The sequence below is a fragment of the Marinomonas algae genome, assembly GCF_047525555.1.
GTDB lineage: Bacteria > Pseudomonadota > Gammaproteobacteria > Pseudomonadales > Marinomonadaceae > Marinomonas.
The window spans coordinates 163,558-180,548 of record NZ_JBLIXK010000002.1 but is presented as its reverse complement, the minus strand read 5'-3'; the positions used below and the strand labels follow the sequence as shown (position 1 = coordinate 180,548).

General features: G+C 42.6%; 13 protein-coding genes. 4 read left to right on the top strand and 9 right to left on the bottom strand.

Annotated elements, in window-relative coordinates:
* The first annotated feature begins 13 nt into the window (after positions 1 to 13).
* The 3 genes from ACMUMQ_RS05165 to ACMUMQ_RS05155 all read left to right on the top strand — a co-directional run bounded on the left by ACMUMQ_RS05165 (position 14) and on the right by ACMUMQ_RS05155 (position 4,650).
* Complete coding sequence (locus tag ACMUMQ_RS05165; RefSeq protein ID WP_414680940.1) at positions 14 to 2,182, top strand: malate synthase G; 2,169 nt, start codon at positions 14 to 16, stop codon at positions 2,180 to 2,182.
* 73 nt (positions 2,183 to 2,255) lie between these two features.
* Complete coding sequence (locus ACMUMQ_RS05160) at positions 2,256 to 3,857, top strand: isocitrate lyase (protein WP_414680939.1); 1,602 nt, start codon at positions 2,256 to 2,258, stop codon at positions 3,855 to 3,857.
* A 181-nt stretch (positions 3,858 to 4,038) separates the two neighbouring features.
* Positions 4,039 to 4,650, top strand: coding sequence for a LysE family translocator (locus tag ACMUMQ_RS05155; protein WP_414680938.1), 612 nt, complete (start codon positions 4,039 to 4,041; stop codon positions 4,648 to 4,650).
* A 68-nt stretch (positions 4,651 to 4,718) separates the two neighbouring features.
* Here the strand turns inward: ACMUMQ_RS05155 and ACMUMQ_RS05150 are convergent, their stop codons facing one another.
* The 7 genes from ACMUMQ_RS05150 to leuS all read right to left on the bottom strand — a co-directional run bounded on the left by ACMUMQ_RS05150 (position 4,719) and on the right by leuS (position 13,892).
* Positions 4,719 to 5,651 carry an exopolyphosphatase gene (locus tag ACMUMQ_RS05150; RefSeq protein WP_414680937.1) on the bottom strand — a complete coding sequence of 311 codons (933 nt, stop codon included), beginning with the start codon at positions 5,649 to 5,651 and terminating at the stop codon, positions 4,719 to 4,721.
* A 10-nt stretch (positions 5,652 to 5,661) separates the two neighbouring features.
* Positions 5,662 to 8,286, bottom strand: a complete 2,625-nt coding sequence (locus tag ACMUMQ_RS05145) for a cyclic nucleotide-binding domain-containing protein (protein WP_414680936.1) — start codon at positions 8,284 to 8,286, stop codon at positions 5,662 to 5,664.
* A 27-nt stretch (positions 8,287 to 8,313) separates the two neighbouring features.
* Positions 8,314 to 8,922, bottom strand: a complete 609-nt coding sequence (locus ACMUMQ_RS05140) for a flavin reductase family protein (RefSeq protein WP_317004521.1) — start codon at positions 8,920 to 8,922, stop codon at positions 8,314 to 8,316.
* Positions 8,923 to 9,113: 191 nt separating this feature from the next.
* Positions 9,114 to 9,770: a putative 2OG-Fe(II) oxygenase gene (locus ACMUMQ_RS05135; RefSeq protein ID WP_414680935.1), complete on the bottom strand. Its 657-nt coding sequence runs from the start codon at positions 9,768 to 9,770 to the stop codon at positions 9,114 to 9,116.
* Positions 9,771 to 9,806: 36 nt separating this feature from the next.
* Complete coding sequence (gene holA / locus ACMUMQ_RS05130; RefSeq protein ID WP_414680934.1) at positions 9,807 to 10,838, bottom strand: DNA polymerase III subunit delta; 1,032 nt, start codon at positions 10,836 to 10,838, stop codon at positions 9,807 to 9,809.
* Positions 10,839 to 10,862: 24 nt separating this feature from the next.
* Positions 10,863 to 11,378: an LPS-assembly lipoprotein LptE gene (locus tag ACMUMQ_RS05125; RefSeq protein WP_414680933.1), complete on the bottom strand. Its 516-nt coding sequence runs from the start codon at positions 11,376 to 11,378 to the stop codon at positions 10,863 to 10,865.
* A 66-nt stretch (positions 11,379 to 11,444) separates the two neighbouring features.
* Positions 11,445 to 13,892, bottom strand: a complete 2,448-nt coding sequence (gene leuS, locus ACMUMQ_RS05120; protein WP_414680932.1) for a leucine--tRNA ligase — start codon at positions 13,890 to 13,892, stop codon at positions 11,445 to 11,447.
* Between the two features lie 177 nt (positions 13,893 to 14,069).
* Here leuS and ACMUMQ_RS05115 point away from each other — a divergent pair, with 177 nt between their 5' ends.
* The gene (locus tag ACMUMQ_RS05115) at positions 14,070 to 14,498 is read left to right on the top strand and encodes a zinc ribbon-containing protein (protein ID WP_414680931.1); all 429 of its coding nucleotides are present in this window, start codon (positions 14,070 to 14,072) and stop codon (positions 14,496 to 14,498) included.
* Between the two features lie 46 nt (positions 14,499 to 14,544).
* Here the strand turns inward: ACMUMQ_RS05115 and lnt are convergent, their stop codons facing one another.
* Both lnt and ACMUMQ_RS05105 read right to left on the bottom strand, forming a co-directional pair.
* Positions 14,545 to 16,116: an apolipoprotein N-acyltransferase gene (gene lnt, locus ACMUMQ_RS05110; RefSeq protein ID WP_414680930.1), complete on the bottom strand. Its 1,572-nt coding sequence runs from the start codon at positions 16,114 to 16,116 to the stop codon at positions 14,545 to 14,547.
* 1 nt (position 16,117) lies between these two features.
* On the bottom strand, positions 16,118 to 16,984 hold the full coding sequence (locus ACMUMQ_RS05105) for a CorC family transporter (protein WP_414680929.1): 867 nt from the start codon (positions 16,982 to 16,984) through the stop codon (positions 16,118 to 16,120).
* Positions 16,985 to 16,991: the final 7 nt, after the last annotated feature.

The following is a 16,991-nucleotide window of genomic DNA, read 5'->3' as shown; positions in this document are numbered from 1 at the left end:
GAAGGAAAGCGAGATGAATATGCCTTTACCCAAAAACAACAGTCAGATTCACCCTGAGTTTTGCAGCTTCATCAATGACGAGGTGTTGCCACTTCATGCTATTGAACCAACGAAGTTCTGGCACGACCTTGAGCAGCTTATCGCGGATTTGTCTCCTATTAACCGTCAATTGTTGGTGACTCGTGATGTGATGCAACAACAAATTGATCAATGGCATTTAGCTCGTAAAGGGCAAAGCCTTGATGTTCAAGAATACGAAGCTTTCTTACGTGACATTGGTTATTTGGTTGAAGAAGGCGATGACTTCCAAATCACAACAGAAAATGTAGATGACGAAATTGCGCATTTAGCCGGGCCTCAATTAGTTGTGCCGGTTAAAAATGCACGCTTTGCCTTAAACGCTGCAAATGCTCGATGGGGAAGTTTGTTCGATGCTTTTTACGGCACCGATGTGATTAAAAAAGACATTGAGCGAACGACACTTGATTATGATCCAGCTCGCGGTGAACAGGTAATTACTAAAGCGAAAGACTTTCTAGATGAGGTATTTCCACTTGAATTTGGCTCTCATCACAATGTGACCAGCTACCTTGTTTATTACCATCATCTGTTGGCCTTTTTCAAAGATGGCAGTCAGACAGGTTTAAAAGAGCCTTGCCAGCTGGTGGCAGTAAATGGTCAACGCAGCGATCCAGAATCGATTTTATTGAAGAATAACGGCCTCCATATAGAGATCCAATTTGACCGTAATGGGAAGAACGGAGCAAAAGATAAAGCCAATATAAACGACATTATTATCGAGTCGGCACTTAGCACCATTATTGATTGTGAAGATTCTGTGGCGGCAGTGGATGCGGAAGACAAAGTCGAGGTGTATCGAAACTGGCTTGGGCTGATGCAAGGTACGCTAGAAGCGAGTTTTAGCAAAAACGGCCAACAGCAAACACGACGCATGAATCCTGATCGTATTTTTACGGATTTAGACGGTCAAGAATACCGTCTCCATGGTCGCTCACTTTTGTTGGTACGAAATGTAGGTCATTTAATGGAATGTGATTTGATGCAGGACAACTTAGGCAACTTTGTGCCAGAAGGCATCATGGATGCGGTTGTAACCAGTTTAATTGCAGCATTGGATTTGCAGGGTTCTGACAGTATGAGAAACAGCCGTACTGGCAGTATTTATATTGTGAAACCTAAGATGCATGGGCCGGATGAGGTGGCGTTCAGTTGTGAGTTATTTGGTCGAGTTGAGCAAATGCTCGGATTGGAAAAAAACACCATCAAAATTGGCATTATGGATGAAGAGCGCCGGACGACTTTGAACCTGAAAGAGTGTATTCGACAGGCCAAAGAACGTGTCTTCTTTATTAATACGGGTTTCTTGGATCGTACTGGAGATGAAATTCACACCAGTATGCAGGCCGGTGCTTTTTTACCAAAAGATCAGATTAAAAATCAGCCTTGGATTCAAGCTTATGAAAACCGCAATGTAGACATCGGTTTGCAGTGTGGTTTACCTGGCAAAGCGCAAATTGGTAAAGGCATGTGGGCCATGCCAGATGAAATGGCAGCCATGATGGCAACAAAAAATGCACACCCCAAAGCGGGTGCTAATACAGCTTGGGTACCATCGCCTACAGCAGCAACGCTACATGCTTTGCATTATCACCAGATAAATGTATTTGAAGTACAGCAACGCATAAAACATCGTGAAAAAGCGAGTCTTAAGGATTTGCTCACAATACCGATGATTCCAACTAATTTGACCTTATCGAATCAGGTTATTGAGCGAGAAATAGAAAATAACGTTCAGGGATTATTAGGTTATGTGGTTCGTTGGGTCGAAGCGGGTGTTGGTTGCTCTAAAGTACCTGATATCAATAACGTTGGTTTGATGGAAGACAGAGCCACATTACGAATTTCCAGTCAGCATTTGGCGAATTGGTTGCTGCATGGCGTGTGCACTAAAAAGCAGATTGATGGCGTAATGCAGCGCATGGCGGTTGTGGTAGATGAGCAGAATAGTGCGACTGAAGATTATCAGCCGATGGCATTTAATGGGGGGAGTCAGGCATTTAAAGCGGCGCAAGATTTGATTTTTAAAGGACATATTCAACCTAATGGTTACACAGAACCATTACTGCATGCTTACCGAATACAGGTAAAAGAAGCCCATTAACTGAATGATGAAAAAGTGAATGTATCAATAATAAGGCGTATTAATTTAGACAACCTAAAGAGTGAGAAAAACTATGCAAACTTATAATAATAAAACCCAGCAAGCGAACAATACTATTCATCAACAAGGCCCTACTTGGGCCGGGATGAATCCTGAATTTGTCGCGAGAATGCAGTTGCAGAACCGTTTTAATACCGGAGTGGATATCGCGAAGTACACGGCTAAGATTATGCGTGAAGACATGGCGAATTATGATAAAGACCCAGCAAACTACACTCAGTCTTTAGGCTGTTGGCACGGATTCATCGGCCAGCAGAAAATGATTTCCATTAAAAAACACTTCGGTACAACTCGTAGTCGTTACCTGTATTTATCTGGCTGGATGGTTGCAGCCATGCGCTCTGAGTTTGGTCCTTTACCAGATCAATCCATGCATGAGAAAACCTCTGTGCCAGCCTTAATTGAAGAGCTCTATACTTTTTTGAAGCAAGCCGATGCTCGTGAACTTCAGCATTTATTCAAAGAAATGGATGAAGCAAGAGAGGCAGGTGATCGAGTGCGTGAGCAGGCAATTCAACAAAAAATCGATGGTTTTGAAACTCATGTTGTTCCCATTATTGCGGATATTGATGCGGGCTTTGGTAACGAAGAAGCGACCTACTTGTTAGCGAAGAAAATGATTGAAGCAGGAGCCTGCTGTATTCAAATTGAAAACCAAGTATCTGATGCCAAACAATGCGGACATCAGGATGGCAAGGTAACCGTGCCACATGAAGACTTCTTAGCAAAAATTAATGCGGTTCGTTATGCCTTTTTAGAGCTTGGTGTGGACGATGGTGTCATCGTGGCTCGTACGGATTCTTTAGGGGCAGGTTTAACGCAGAAGATTCCAGTATCTCAAACTGCGGGTGACTTGGCAGAGCAGTATAACGAGTTTATTGATGGGGAAGAGGTGACTTCTTTAGATCAAATAGCATCTGGTGATATGGCCATCAAATTAGGTGAACGTCTGATTAAACCGATTCGTTTGGCTAATGGTTTGGTGCGTTTTAAACCTAATACAGGTGAAGATCGAGTGGTGCTTGATTGCATCACGTCTTTGCAAAACGGAGCGGATTTATTATGGATTGAAACTGAGAAGCCGCATATTGGGCAGATTGCGAGTATTGTGAATCGTATTCGTGATGTTATACCAAACGCGAAACTGGTTTATAACAACAGCCCATCGTTTAATTGGACACTAAATTTCCGCCAACAGGTGTTTGATGCATGGCAAACTGAAGGCAAAGATGTAACGGAATACCAGCGTGATCAATTAATGTCGAAAGATTATGATGACTCTGCTTTGTCTGCAGAAGCGGATGAACGCATTCGACGTTTCCAGAAAGATGCTGCGGCACAAGCCGGTATTTTTCATCATTTGATCACTTTGCCAACGTATCACACAGCGGCGTTGTCTACCGATAATCTAGCGAAAGACTACTTTGGTGAGCAGGGTATGCTGGGTTATGTAAGAGAAGTACAGCGTAAAGAGATTCGCCAAGGTCTTGCCTGTGTGAAACACCAAGATATGTCTGGATCAAACATAGGTGATGATCACAAAGAGTACTTCTCTGGCGAACAAGCGCTTAAAGCGTCCGGTAAGGATAATACAATGAATCAATTTGCGGTGTGATTCACTAGAGATCGTATTTAAAACCTGATGAATGAATAAGGCCAACAGTTCCCCTCTGTTGGCCTTATTTCGTTTTTATATCCTCGATTTTCAAGTATCTGTTCGATACTATAGCGCCCGTCATAAATAATTGATTTCTAATAATAAGTATAACGTTAGCTGTTAAAAAGGATGAGTGTGTATGGAACTGACAACCTGGCTTTCTTTGGTTGCCGTATGTGTGATGGGAGCCATTTCACCTGGGCCAAGTCTCGCGGTTATTTTACGTTTGTCTATTTCTCAGACTGCTTTACATGGTGTGCTTGCCTCTGTTGCACACGGTTTAGGCGTTGGCTTTTGGGTATTTATTACCCTTCAAGGTCTGGCGGTTCTTATAGAGCAACATCAGCAAGTGTTCTCTGTATTGACGGTTTTGGGCGGGCTGTATTTGGCGTGGTTAGGCATCAAAGCATTGCGTCACGCTGGTAAAAGTCAGGTAGACGAAGTGGAAGCCGTTAAATCATCCTATTGGGAAGCCATGCGTGACGGGCTTATGATTTCTTTAATGAACCCGAAGATTGCGCTTTTCTTTTTAGCTTTATTTAGCCAGCTGATTGACGCTGAAATGACCACTATCATGAAGCTTCAATTTTGGACAACTGTGGTTGTGATTGACGGTGGTTGGTATGTCTTAGTGGCGTTGCTATTGGCGAGCGGTCCAGTGTTGCCTTGGTTGCGTAAAAATATGGTTTGGGTCGATCGAATAATGGGATGTTTGCTTATTATGATTGGTTTGAAAGTGATCTTTACCTAAATAAGCTGTAGTTGTTGTGAAAGCGCCCAGAATGCTTTATGTATTCTGAGCGCTTTTTAATGACTTACTTAGCCGTCCATATTGATCTTTTGGATAAGGGCTTTAAGGGTTTCGTCCGCTTTGTCATTATCAACTTGGCAAGTGCCGGCATTCATGTGTCCTCCACCATTATAGGTTAAGCAAAGTTCGCCTACATTGGTTTGAGAGGTACGGTTAGTGATGGATTTTCCTATGGCATAAACTGTGTTTTGTTTTTTCAATCCCCACATTTTATGAATAGAAATATTACATTCTGGGTACAGAGCGTAAATAACAAAACGGTTTGTTGTGTATATTGTTTCTTCCGCAGTTAAGTCTAGTACCACAAGGTTACCGTACAGGGTAGCGCAACGCTGTATTTGCTCCTTAGCTAATGCATCGTGCTCTTTATACAGGTTGACGCGCTCTTGAACGTCTTCCAGAGCGAGAATTTGCTCTATAGAGTAGTCTCGGCAACAGTCAATTAATTGCATCATTAGTTGATAGTTAGAAACACGGAATTCTCGGAAGCGTCCTAAACCTGTGCGAGCATCCATGATGAAATTTAATAACACCCAATCTTTAGGGTTTAATATTTCATCTTTAGAAAATTGTGCGGAATCGCCCTTATCTACAGCGTCCATCATCTCAACAGAGATGTTTGGGAATTTCTCTAGGCCACCATAATAGTCATATACCACTCGTGCGGCAGAAGGGGCGTCTGGGTCGATAATATGGTTTTCAATCTTGTCACTATTGCGCACTGTTTCGCTAAGGTGATGGTCGAATGCTAAATGACATCCTGCTACATAAGGTAAGTTAGTGGTAATGTCATTTGACGTTATTTCGACCTTACCGTCTTGCATGTCTTTTGGGTGTACGAACAGTATGTCATCGATTATATCTAAGTCTTTCAATAGAACAGCGCAAACCAAGCCGTCAAAATCACTGCGGGTAACGAGACGGAATTTTTTTGTAGTCATTATATAGCCTTTATTTTAATGATTTAGTAAAAATGAATTCTTCAGCTTTCATCAGACGTTTTGTCCAAAGTTCATAAGCCTTTTTAGTTAAATGAAGCTTATCACCATCAAACAGATTCTCTTTTACTTCGCCTTCCTGATCGAGCAAGGTTGAGAACAAATCAATGTACTGTGTGTTAGGGCGCGTTTTTGCTAAGCGTTCTAATTGTATGTTTGTGGTTTCAATTGTTTTTCGCATTTTAAGGCGAGCTGGGCTGCATTTAATGCTGATCAAGGTCACAGGAATGCCCGGTAAGTGACGATCTATTTTCTGCAGTAATTCAATGTACAACTCAACGACTTTGTTGCTGTCGTAATGGTTACCTATGTCATTGTCTCCTGCATAAATGACCAAAGACCGAGGTTTATGAGGCAGAATGATACGCTCAAAGTAATAGACGCAGGCTTCTAATGTCGCGCCACCAAAACCTAAGTTTATGCCATCTTTTTCTCGGAAGTTGCTATCAAAATCATGCCATAAACGCATGGTGGAAGAGCCATAAAAAGCTACTGGCTGATCTTTGTACTCTTGGTGAGCTAAGTGGAATTCTAACTCTCGTACATCGGATTCAAACTCAACGTCAATTTGGTTCAAGCTCATGACATTTGAGCGGTAGCCATTTTTGCCACTAAAAATAGGGTATTGGCGAATTTCTTTGGACAGTTCGACCGCTTCATTCACATAGCCTTTGTATTCTTCTTGGTAAGCCGTTAGGAATTGATTCAACGCCGCTTTATCCGTGTAATCTACTTTATCAGACAGCTTGAAAGCGGGCTTGATAATAACCGTATAGATATTATGGTCGGCGCGTTTATCAAAGTTAGCAACGGCAATAGGAACGATCCAAGGCTCTTCACTGCCCATGGAACCAGCGATTTCAAAGGCATGTGGTAAGAAGCTTCCAGGCGACTGATGAGTGTTGAAACTCTGGCCTTCTGGAGAAATCATTAAAGGGAAATTCTGGCGCAAAGTTTCTTGAGACTGTTGAATAAATTGCTCGTATTCAGGTGTGTCTCGGGTCAGGTTTTCCCAGCTATGGATGAAGAGGTTGCCAAATTTTTCGTAGAAGTCATCTCGCCAAAACTCGCTCTCTTTACTGCGACGAACAACACGCTGGCCAGAAATACCGTATTCATTATCAATGACCATGGAGCCAATAAACTGGGCGTCCATAGAGAAACGGAAGCCATTTGGTAAGCGGTTCGTAGGCGAGCCTAATAAGTGGTTATAAATGAACAGAGAACCGGCTTTTTTCGGTAGGTTTTCCAAGCCTTTGATAACATAAGGCACTTGCTGGAAAGCTTGTTTGAAAAGCTCAGTTCCTAATCGTCTTGCATCTAAGCTTGGTGTGTCTTTTGGCAGGCTGTTAATGCTGTCGTAGACATTTTGAAGGTGACGATAAAAAGCGTTTTCACGTTGTAAGTCTTTCAGAATATCGAGACACATTCCCGCAATTGTACGTTCTAAGACGCTGCCGAAATGTAAGCATTTATAAAGCACACCGAAGGCTTCATCTGTGGTTATCGCACTTTTTAGTAATTCGCCGACTTTGTAAAGTGGCGAACTCACTGGTAAAAGAGCGGCATTTTGTTCGATGACGTTTGTCACGGCAAGCGTTTCATCGTTAGCACTTTGCGACAAATAACGCATACGAGCGGCCAATAAATGAGTGCCTACAAGCCAAATGAGTCGATATAAGTATTTAACAGACAGCTTCGGGTTATCTTCAAGTATGGTGAGCAGGTCATCACGTTTGATAAACAAGATGCTGCTGTCTCTTGACGAGATGATAGAAGAACGGTTTTTTAGGGTGGCATTTTTTGTTGTCCAAGATAAAACCGTACCTGCACGGGAAATCGAACGTGTGGTAATGATGTCGCCAGAATCTGTTTGATAGCTGACAACCACTTTGCCTTTTATCAGTAAATATAAGCCATCAGAAGGTTGGTCTTGTTGGCAAAGTATGTCGCCTTGGTGCGCTAACAAGATGGACGATTTTTTGGCTAAGGTGTGTATTTCCGCTTGAGTGAAGGTTTCACAGAAGGGAGCATAATTCAGCAAACTAATGGCGTCTTTCAAAGAATGAGTTTGTGTTTCACTGCCTGAGAAGGGGCGAGTTTCCTCAAAAGCCAAAGACTCATTTGAGAAGAAGGGGCGTGTTTGGTTTTGGATGTTTGTGAGAACAGGTAAAGATTCTTGATAGATAAATTGTAGAAATTGTTCTGCAAATTCAGGGGTACTTTCTAAGATCTTTTGCAGCTCTAAAATAGGCCACATTAATAATGTCGAGGATTTTGTGGCAGTAAAGGTGGTTGCGTAGCGAGACGGGTGACGAAATGCAGACCAACCAATAGGAGCAAGAGGATCATTGATCAGGCCAACATTATAGGATTTTCCTGCTTCTTGCAGAGGAACAGAAATGGCAATTTCGCCTTTCACTAGAAAGTAAATATGCTGCCCAATTTCAAACTGCTTTGCTAATACTTCTTCTGGTTTTAGGGTTTTGACGCTGGCGAGATCCGCCAGAGCGGAGATTAAATCTGCATCGGCATTTTCTATAAAGGGAAAAGCTTGTATTTGTTTAATTACGTCCATCTTTTATACCTCAAAATCTGTATTGCCCTAGTTGGGACGTTTAATCGTCACTGTCTCGCCTAAAAGGCCATAATCATTACCGCCTAATCGAGCGAGCGGGTTGAGCTTTTTATTGTCAATAATGACTCGATCGTTCTCTTGGGTGACTAATTCATCATCCACATATAAATCCAGTATTTCTAAGTAAAGACTATCAAAAGTACTATCGCCTAGTTTATGCACATCAAATAATCGGCAATGCAGTGCAACTTTCGCCTTTTCAATTCTTGGCAATGTTTTTGTGAATTCAATGAGAGACAAGCCTATTTGAGAAAGTTCAGATTCTCCCGTTGGCAGATTCATTGCGCTTTCGTTCACTGCATGCATTAACTCTCCGCTAGGAATATGCAAAACACATTCCTTTTCACGGAGAAGATTTTGCTTTGTGTCTTTTGCAATATCGTCTGTTTTGTTGCCAATTGAAACAACTAATAGTGCAGGGTCAGAAGAAAGAGCGGCAAAGTAAGAGAAGGGCGCCAGATTTAACTTTGTGTTTTCGTTTTTCGTTAAAATCCATGCAATAGGGCGCGGTGTGATCGTTTGAGTAATTAAGTGATAACGCTGATTGCCTGAAAGTTGATCAAATTGGAAACGCATAAATTTCCTCACCGTTAAACATGACTTATTAAATTACTACAGATAGCAATTGATTGTGAATGTTTGAGTGGAAACTTATGAAATTTATTGTAAAGAAAAACAATGAGATGAATGTCGGTTTGATGCGAGCCAGTACAAAATAACGAAGGCTCGCATACCAGATGCGTTTTGATCTAATTTATTTTGACCTTCTAGTAGGCTTCTATGATGCTGTTGAAAGCAATAACCACTCGATCTTTTTCACCAAAATAAGGCAACGCAGAATGTTTAAGATACGAAGGGAAAAGGATGATTTGGCCTTCTGTCGGTGTAAAGTCCCAAACGCCTTGTCCTCCTAAATAAGCGGTACCAGGATCAGCATAATGCTCGGCATTGGCTCTTGGGTCGTAGAAACGGTTCAAACCACCGCAGCCTTCGTTTTTGGCATCGCCAGGTTCAAGATAATAAATACCGCACCAAGAGCAATTAGGATGAGAGTGAACATCATGGTAGCCACCACTTTGAGTAACGTGATACCAAGATTCTATGATATGTGCGTCTGCTTCCATATCTTCAGGCCAGAATGCTTGGTTAACCGAGGCTGCCACTTCAAGAATTAATTCCTCAAAGACTCGTTTTGCTTCCATGATATTGGCATCTGCAATCTCTAAAAAATCCAATGTACTTTCATGAAGCGCGTGTTTGGCTTTTGGCGCGATGCGGCTCTCGATTGCTGTCGTTTGTAAGGATTTCTGTTGATAAACAGCGGCCAGTAAAGCCTCTTTTAAAAAATCATGATCGGGCATGGTGGTGACAAACAAAGGCGTTGTCCATGCGTTAATTTCTTCGATAATAGGAGTGTCGATCATAATTCAGGCCTAAATAAAAATGCTGCGAGAGTTAGATTAATAAGGCAAATCTAACTCTGTTGAAACTGGTTTGAAGCCACAAAACATCATCACCAGATTACGAAATCCTGTATGGATATCTGGTCCTTCTAAGCCTTTAACGGTTTTGTCCATAAGGGCAAGATAGTTCTGCATATAAGGAAGCGTTACTTGGTTGTGACGAGACATGGCGCTTTCATAAAATGGGATACGTTTATCCCAAATTCTTTCCCCTTGGCAAGCTTGTCTTAAGCTAGAGGATTTCATCGCTTGAAGTAGGTTCGTCAAAGTTTGTATTTCGCGATTAAACAACCAGAGAATAATGTTTGCCTCAACGCCTTCGCTGATAAGTTGACTAAGGCAATGCATGGCTTCTTTTACTTTGCCCATGAGTAAGCGGTCGCTCAAATCATAAATGGAATAACGACTGCTATCTGCGACGGATTCAACGACTTTTTCTGCGTCAATTTTCGCGCCAGAGCCATGTATTAATGCCAACTTTTCAAGCTCTTGTGATAGGGCTAGAAGGTTTCCTTCGCCACGTTCACAAATGATGCTGGCAGCGTCACGGCTTAAAGACAGGTCAAGCGCTTGAGCTCTTTGTTGAACCCAAGCTCCTAAGCGGTTGCTATCAATGGGCCAAATTTGAACAAATACGCCTTTTGATTCTAATTGAGTGAACCATTTGGCTTTTTGTGTACGAGCGTCTACTTTCGGAAGCGTGAGTAAAACAACATTATCGTCGCTAAGGGACTGACCAAGTTGAGTCAGTGCTTTACTGTGTTTTTCTGCCATTTTGTCGATTTGAATATCAAAGACGCGACGGGATGAGAAAAGCGATAAGCTGTTGTTTTCGTTTATCACATCTTGCCAATCAAATTGTGCGTCGGCGACAAAGCGTAAGCGTTCATCAATGTTATGAGCAAGGGCGGCTTTGCGAATGGCATCCGCGGCTTCTTGGCACAACAAAACCTCGTCCCCAGAAATAATATAAATGGGTGCGAGGCTTTTTTTCAGCTGTTGCTCTAATTGATCAACTCGTACTTTCATTTTGTTGGCCTAAAAGCGATTTGCTTATAGCGGAGCGTAATTCAAATCACTGACTAATTGCGCCGCCAGATTAGTGTACATGGCTTTCATCTGCGACGTGTTATAAGACAAAGCGGTACTTGCTGAGCTATCTTGGTTTTCTAATACTCTGCTAGTGCTGATTTGCCTTGGGCCATAGAGTGATTTTCCATCAGCCTGACGAATAAAGTAATAACTGCTTAAACGTCGTTGAACCTGTGTTACATCATTTGACGAGTCGTAGGCTAAGTCTGTATCTGAGGAGGTGATTTTGTTCACTTTCAGATTAAATGTATTTTTGTTTGCGTTACTTTCTTCAAGGATGACAACGCCAGCTTTTACTAACGCAATACGCAAAGCTCGATCAAATTCATCTGAGCCACTTTCTGACGTTAAAGTTAACGTCTTAAGAGAGATTGGAAGGTCTACTTGGCCGCGTAAATGGAAGCCGCAAGCAGTCAGGCTCATCGCCAATATCGCGAATAAGAAATAGCGAGTAGTGTGTATGAATGTGGCTTTCATATTCCCTTCTGTATTGTGTTGTAAGAAAGAAGGGGTAACTTAAGTTACCCCTTGTTTTATTTCCTATTAGTTGGCAACGATATTTACCAAACGGCCAGGAACAACAATGACTTTGCGAACCGTTTTGCCTTCAAGAAACTTGGCAACATTCGGGTGAGCAAGTGCTTCAGCTTCGATGGTTTTCGCATCGGCACTGGCTGAAACGGTTAACTCTGCACGTTTTTTACCAAGTACTTGAACCACAATGGTTAGCTCATCTTTAACTAACGCGGCTTCGTCCAATGTCGGCCATGGCGTATCAACGACATTGTCAGTATGGCCAAGGTCTGTCCAAAGTTGGTGAGCGATGTGTGGAACAATAGGAGACAACAACAAGGTTGCTGCCTCTAATGCTTCACGTTCTACCGCAAGACCAAGTTCAGATTGATCTTCAAACTTACTGATCTCGTTGCAAAGCTCCATGACAGCAGCAATGGCGGTATTAAAGGTTTGGCGACGTTCAATATCATCAGTCACTTTTTGGATGGTTTCGTGTGTTTTACGACGCAATGCTTTTTGTGCGCCATTAAGAGCTTCAATGTCCAGTTTGCCAACTTTACCTGCATTAACGTGACGGTATGAAAGCGCCCATAGGCGACGCAAGAAGCGAGAAGCGCCATCAACACCAGCGTCATTCCATTCAAGGGATTGCTCTGGCGGTGCGGTAAACATGATGAACAAACGAACTGTGTCTGCACCATATTGCTCGATCATTTCTTGAGGATCGACCGTGTTGCCTTTCGATTTCGACATCTTGGTGCCGTCTTTGTTTACCATGCCTTGAGTCAACAAGCGTTTGAATGGTTCATCAGAGTTCACCAAGCCTGCATCGCGAAGCAGCTTATGGAAGAAACGCGAGTACAAAAGGTGAAGAATGGCATGCTCTACACCACCAACATATTGGTCTACTGGAAGCCAGTAGTTTGCTTCTTCGGTTAACATCGCATCCGTTGAGTCTGGGCAGCAGTAGCGCGCGAAGTACCAAGAAGATTCCATAAAGGTATCGAAAGTATCGGTTTCGCGTTCGGCTTCTTCACCGTTGAATATGATGTTAGAGAAGTCAGGGTTGTTTTTGATGGGTGAATTAACACCATCCATCACAACGTCTGTTGGCAATTCAACAGGCAGTTGATCGGCTGGAACAGGAACCACAGAACCATCTTTTAGGTTGATGGTTGGGATTGGCGTTCCCCAGTAACGTTGGCGGCTAACACCCCAATCACGAAGGCGGTAGTTGACTTTGACTTCACCAATTTTGCGCTCTGTCATCCAAGCTGAGATAGCATCGAATGCTTCTTTAAAAGCCAAACCATCAAATTCACCAGAATTACATAAGATGCCTTTTTCAGTGAATGCGGCTTTGTCTAAATCAATTGCTTCTTCACTCGCTGGTTGAATAACTTGTTTGATTTCCAAGTCGTATTTTTTAGCGAATTCGAAGTCACGTTGATCGTGGGCAGGAACAGACATTACCGCGCCTGAGCCGTAGTCCATCAAGACAAAGTTGGCTGCATAAACTGGCACCACGTCACCTGTAATTGGGTGAACGGCTTTAAAACCAGTGTCCATACCTTTCTTTTCAACAGTGGCCAAATCAGCTTCTGTTGTAGAGATTAGTTTGCATTCTTCAACGAAAGTAGCTAATTCAGGGTTCTTTTCAGCAGCTTCTAAAGACAATGGGTGCTGAGTCGCAACAGCCACATAAGTCACGCCCATGATGGTGTCTGGGCGAGTTGTGTAAACAGACAAGCGATCTTCTTTACCTTTTACTTCGAAGCTGAATTCTAGACCTTCAGAACGACCAATCCAGTTACGTTGCATGGCTTTAACATTTTCAGGCCAGCCATCTAACTGATCAAGATCGTTTAATAGCTCTTCTGCGTAATCTGTGATGCGGATAAACCATTGAGAAATCTCTTTACGTTCAACCAAAGCGCCAGAGCGCCAGCCGCGACCATCAATAACTTGTTCATTGGCTAATACTGTCTGATCGATTGGATCCCAGTTTACAGCTGCAGTCTTTTTGTAAGCCAAACCTTTTTCAACTAATTGAGTGAAGAACCATTGTTCCCACTTGTAGTATTCAGGTGTGCAAGTGGCAATTTCACGATCCCAGTCGTAGCCAAAGCCAAGCTCTTTTAGTTGGCCTTTCATGTAGGCAACGTTTTCCATTGTCCATTTGGCTGGTGCGGTTTTGTTTTTAATGGCTGCGTTTTCTGCTGGCAGACCAAACGCATCCCAACCCATTGGTTGTAGAACGTTTTTACCTTGCATGCGCTGATAGCGAGAGATTACATCGCCAATGGTGTAGTTACGAACATGGCCCATGTGAAGTCGGCCGCTTGGGTAAGGGAACATGGAAAGGCAGTAGAACTTCTCTTTACTAGAGTCAGCGACGGCTTTGAAGACTTTGTTTTCGTCCCAAAAAGATTGTGCAATTTGTTCAATTTGCTGCGGATTATATTGTTCTTGCATGATGTAATCGTATCCCATGATCGACGTGAGGTTGGCAGACCCATATTCTCTTTTGATAAAGCGGAAGCATTATAGCGACATAGCGCAAGATAATGCTGAAATGGCCAACAGAGTTAAAAAATATACGCTATTTTATAGAGATGAAGCCTTAATTAGAAGGTGCATGGAGGAGGAGTTATGAAATCAATGAAAAAAGATTTACCAAAATCCATTAAGAGTTCTAATTTAGTGGAAGAAGCGCGTAAAACATTGCAAGGTGCGAAAGATTGGTTGTTGGAAGATGTTGCTTTGATGAGCGCTTATTGGCACGACAAAATGGGCTATACCGAAGCTTGGGTTGATGCAAATTGGCATCTTGTTTTGGACGAAGGGCATGAATTAATTGAGGAGCTGGATGAAAAAGAAGACGCTGCGCTATTGTGGTTGATCAATCATGTTAATAATAATCCTGTGCCACTAGAGCAATGTCATGTTGCCGGTAGTGTTGTCGAGTCCGGAACGTATCATTGTATGTCTTGTGGTCATGACAATGTATTAGAAAGCAAGCAGGCACTAACGCCTTGTGAAATATGTCATTACGGATTGATGTCGACACATAGCCAATAAATAGGAGCGAGTGTGTAAGGGGAGTGGCTCGCTCTTTTTCACATGATCAGTTATTTTTTCGCTTAATGAGCAAACCACTTAAATAGGAAAATACAGCGCAGAATGCCAATAAGATCAAGGTCGGCCAATAACCAAGGCTGACATAAGGTGTTATACCTGTAAAAGCTTTTGCTTCAGCGGTGAGTGTGGTTTGCTTAAATTGTGGCGCTTGAGCAACAATTTCCCCTTTTTCGTTAATAAACGCAGTGACGCCTGTATTAGTTGCTCGAATCAAGTAGCGACCTGCTTCTTTAGCTCTAAATTGTGCGATTTGTAGATGTTGCCAAGGGCCAAAAGAAGTGCCGAACCAGCCATCGTTACTGATGGTGATTAAAAAGTCGCTGTCTCTTACCATGCGCCGTACTTGCTCGGCATAGACAATTTCATAGCAGATAAAAGGCGCAATTCCCCATTCTCCAGCTTGCAAAACGGGTTGATTATCGTCACCTGATTTGAAATTGGAAATTGGCATTTGGAAAATATCAAGCAAAGGACCAATGTAGTCACCGAGAGGTGTGTATTCACCAAATGGCACGAGTCTTTGTTTGTAATAAAGCCCAAAGCCATTGCCTGTTGCCCAAATAGCATTGTAGTAATCTTTTCCATCATCGCTGACATCAGGAACACCAGTGATCAAAGTCGTGTTGCTGTCTGCAAGTTCTTGGCTGAACGAAGATAAGTGAGGTCTTATTTGTGCATAAGCATAAGTAATGGCGGTTTCTGGCCAAACTACAAGATCACTGTCTAGGTGTTCCATTGTGGCTTGCTGGTACTCAGTAAGTGATTTTCCTGCCATGTGGGCAAGCCATTTCTCGTCCTGTTTCACATTTCCTTGAACCAAGGTGGCTTTTAATGAGCCAGTTTCTTCTACCCAGGAGACAGGAAAGTAACTTAAAAATGCGGCTCCAGCCCAAACAACAAGAACCGTTAGCGCTGGGGCTATGTGATTGGATTTTTTCAACAATAAACTGGCAATAGTGCTGGCTGTTAAAATTACAACAGCGCTTGATAGCCAGATGCCGCCGATAGGAAGCAATTCAAACAACCAAGTATTTTCAATCGCATAACCCGGCAGCAGCCAAGGGAAGCCAGTGAAGAGAGTGCTTCTAGCAAATTCGCCTAAGAGTAGTGCGAGAGTGACCCAAAGGCTGGTTGGTAACTGAGAGAACTTGTTAATTAAGCGCCAAGATAGCCATGCTGAAAAAGCCCAAAATAGGCAAAGTACAGAGACAAAAGCCAGTGTGATCATAGCGGCAATAATAACGCCCACCTGACCATATTCGGCAATACTGACGTAAACCCATGAAACCCCAGCACCAAAAAAACCTAAGGCAACGGATGCGCCACGTTGACTGGCGATTTTGGCCGTCGGGCTGCTTAAGATGAATAGCGTAAAGGCGATTAGGCTAATAAAGTAACCTGGCCAAAAGTGAAAAGGCGCGAAACTAGTGACACCTAATGCACCCGCAATAAGGCCGATTAGAATGGTTACTTTAGGAGATGCTTGATTAAGTAATTTAAGAAGACGAGACTCCCGCCCCGTCTTGTGATTTGTTAAGTCGGGGTGGGGAGTTGACATATTATTCTGAGGTTTCTCGTGTTGGTTTTGAAACTTGAATCGTTTTGATTCGTCGTCCATCGGATTTAACGATACGGAAATGGAAACCGTTAAAAATCAGTTCTTCATCTCGCAATGGTACATGGCCAAATTGTTGAACCAAAATACCGCCAACAGTATCGAACTCTTCTTCGTTAAGTTCGACTTTAAAGAACTCATTGAAGTCTTCTATGCTACAAAGAGCAGGAACCAAATATACTCCTGGCTCGCCTGTTATCTGAATACTTTCATCTTCGTGCTTATCGGTTTCATCTTCAATTTCACCGACGATTTGTTCAAGTACGTCTTCAATGGTAACCAAACCAGATACGCTGCCATATTCATCTAGCACTAATGCCATATGATTGCGCTTGGTTCTGAAATCGTTAAGCAAAACATTAAGGCGTTTACTTTCAGGAATGAAATTGGCAGGGCGCAAACGAGCAAGAATGTCTTCGTTTGAAATGCCTTCTTCTTTGAACAATAAAGGAAGTAAGTCTTTCGCTAGTAATACACCGAGTATTTCGTCTGAATCTTCCCCGACAACAGGGAAGCGAGAATGGGAGGAATCGATTACTTTTCGAATCGACGTTTTTGGATCATCCTCAGACTTAATGACGACCATTTGTGAGGGTGGAATCATGATGTCACGTGCTTGCACTTCCGATACTTCTAAAGCACCTTCAACAATAGTGAAAGCATCTTTATCTATAATGTCGGATTTTACAGCGGCTTCTAGCAATTTAACGATATCGCCTCGGCTGCGTGGTTCATCATTGAAGGCTTGCGTTAAACGCTCAAACCAAGATTTTTGTTGATCGTTAGGTAAACTCGATCGGTCATCGCTCATTAGGGTG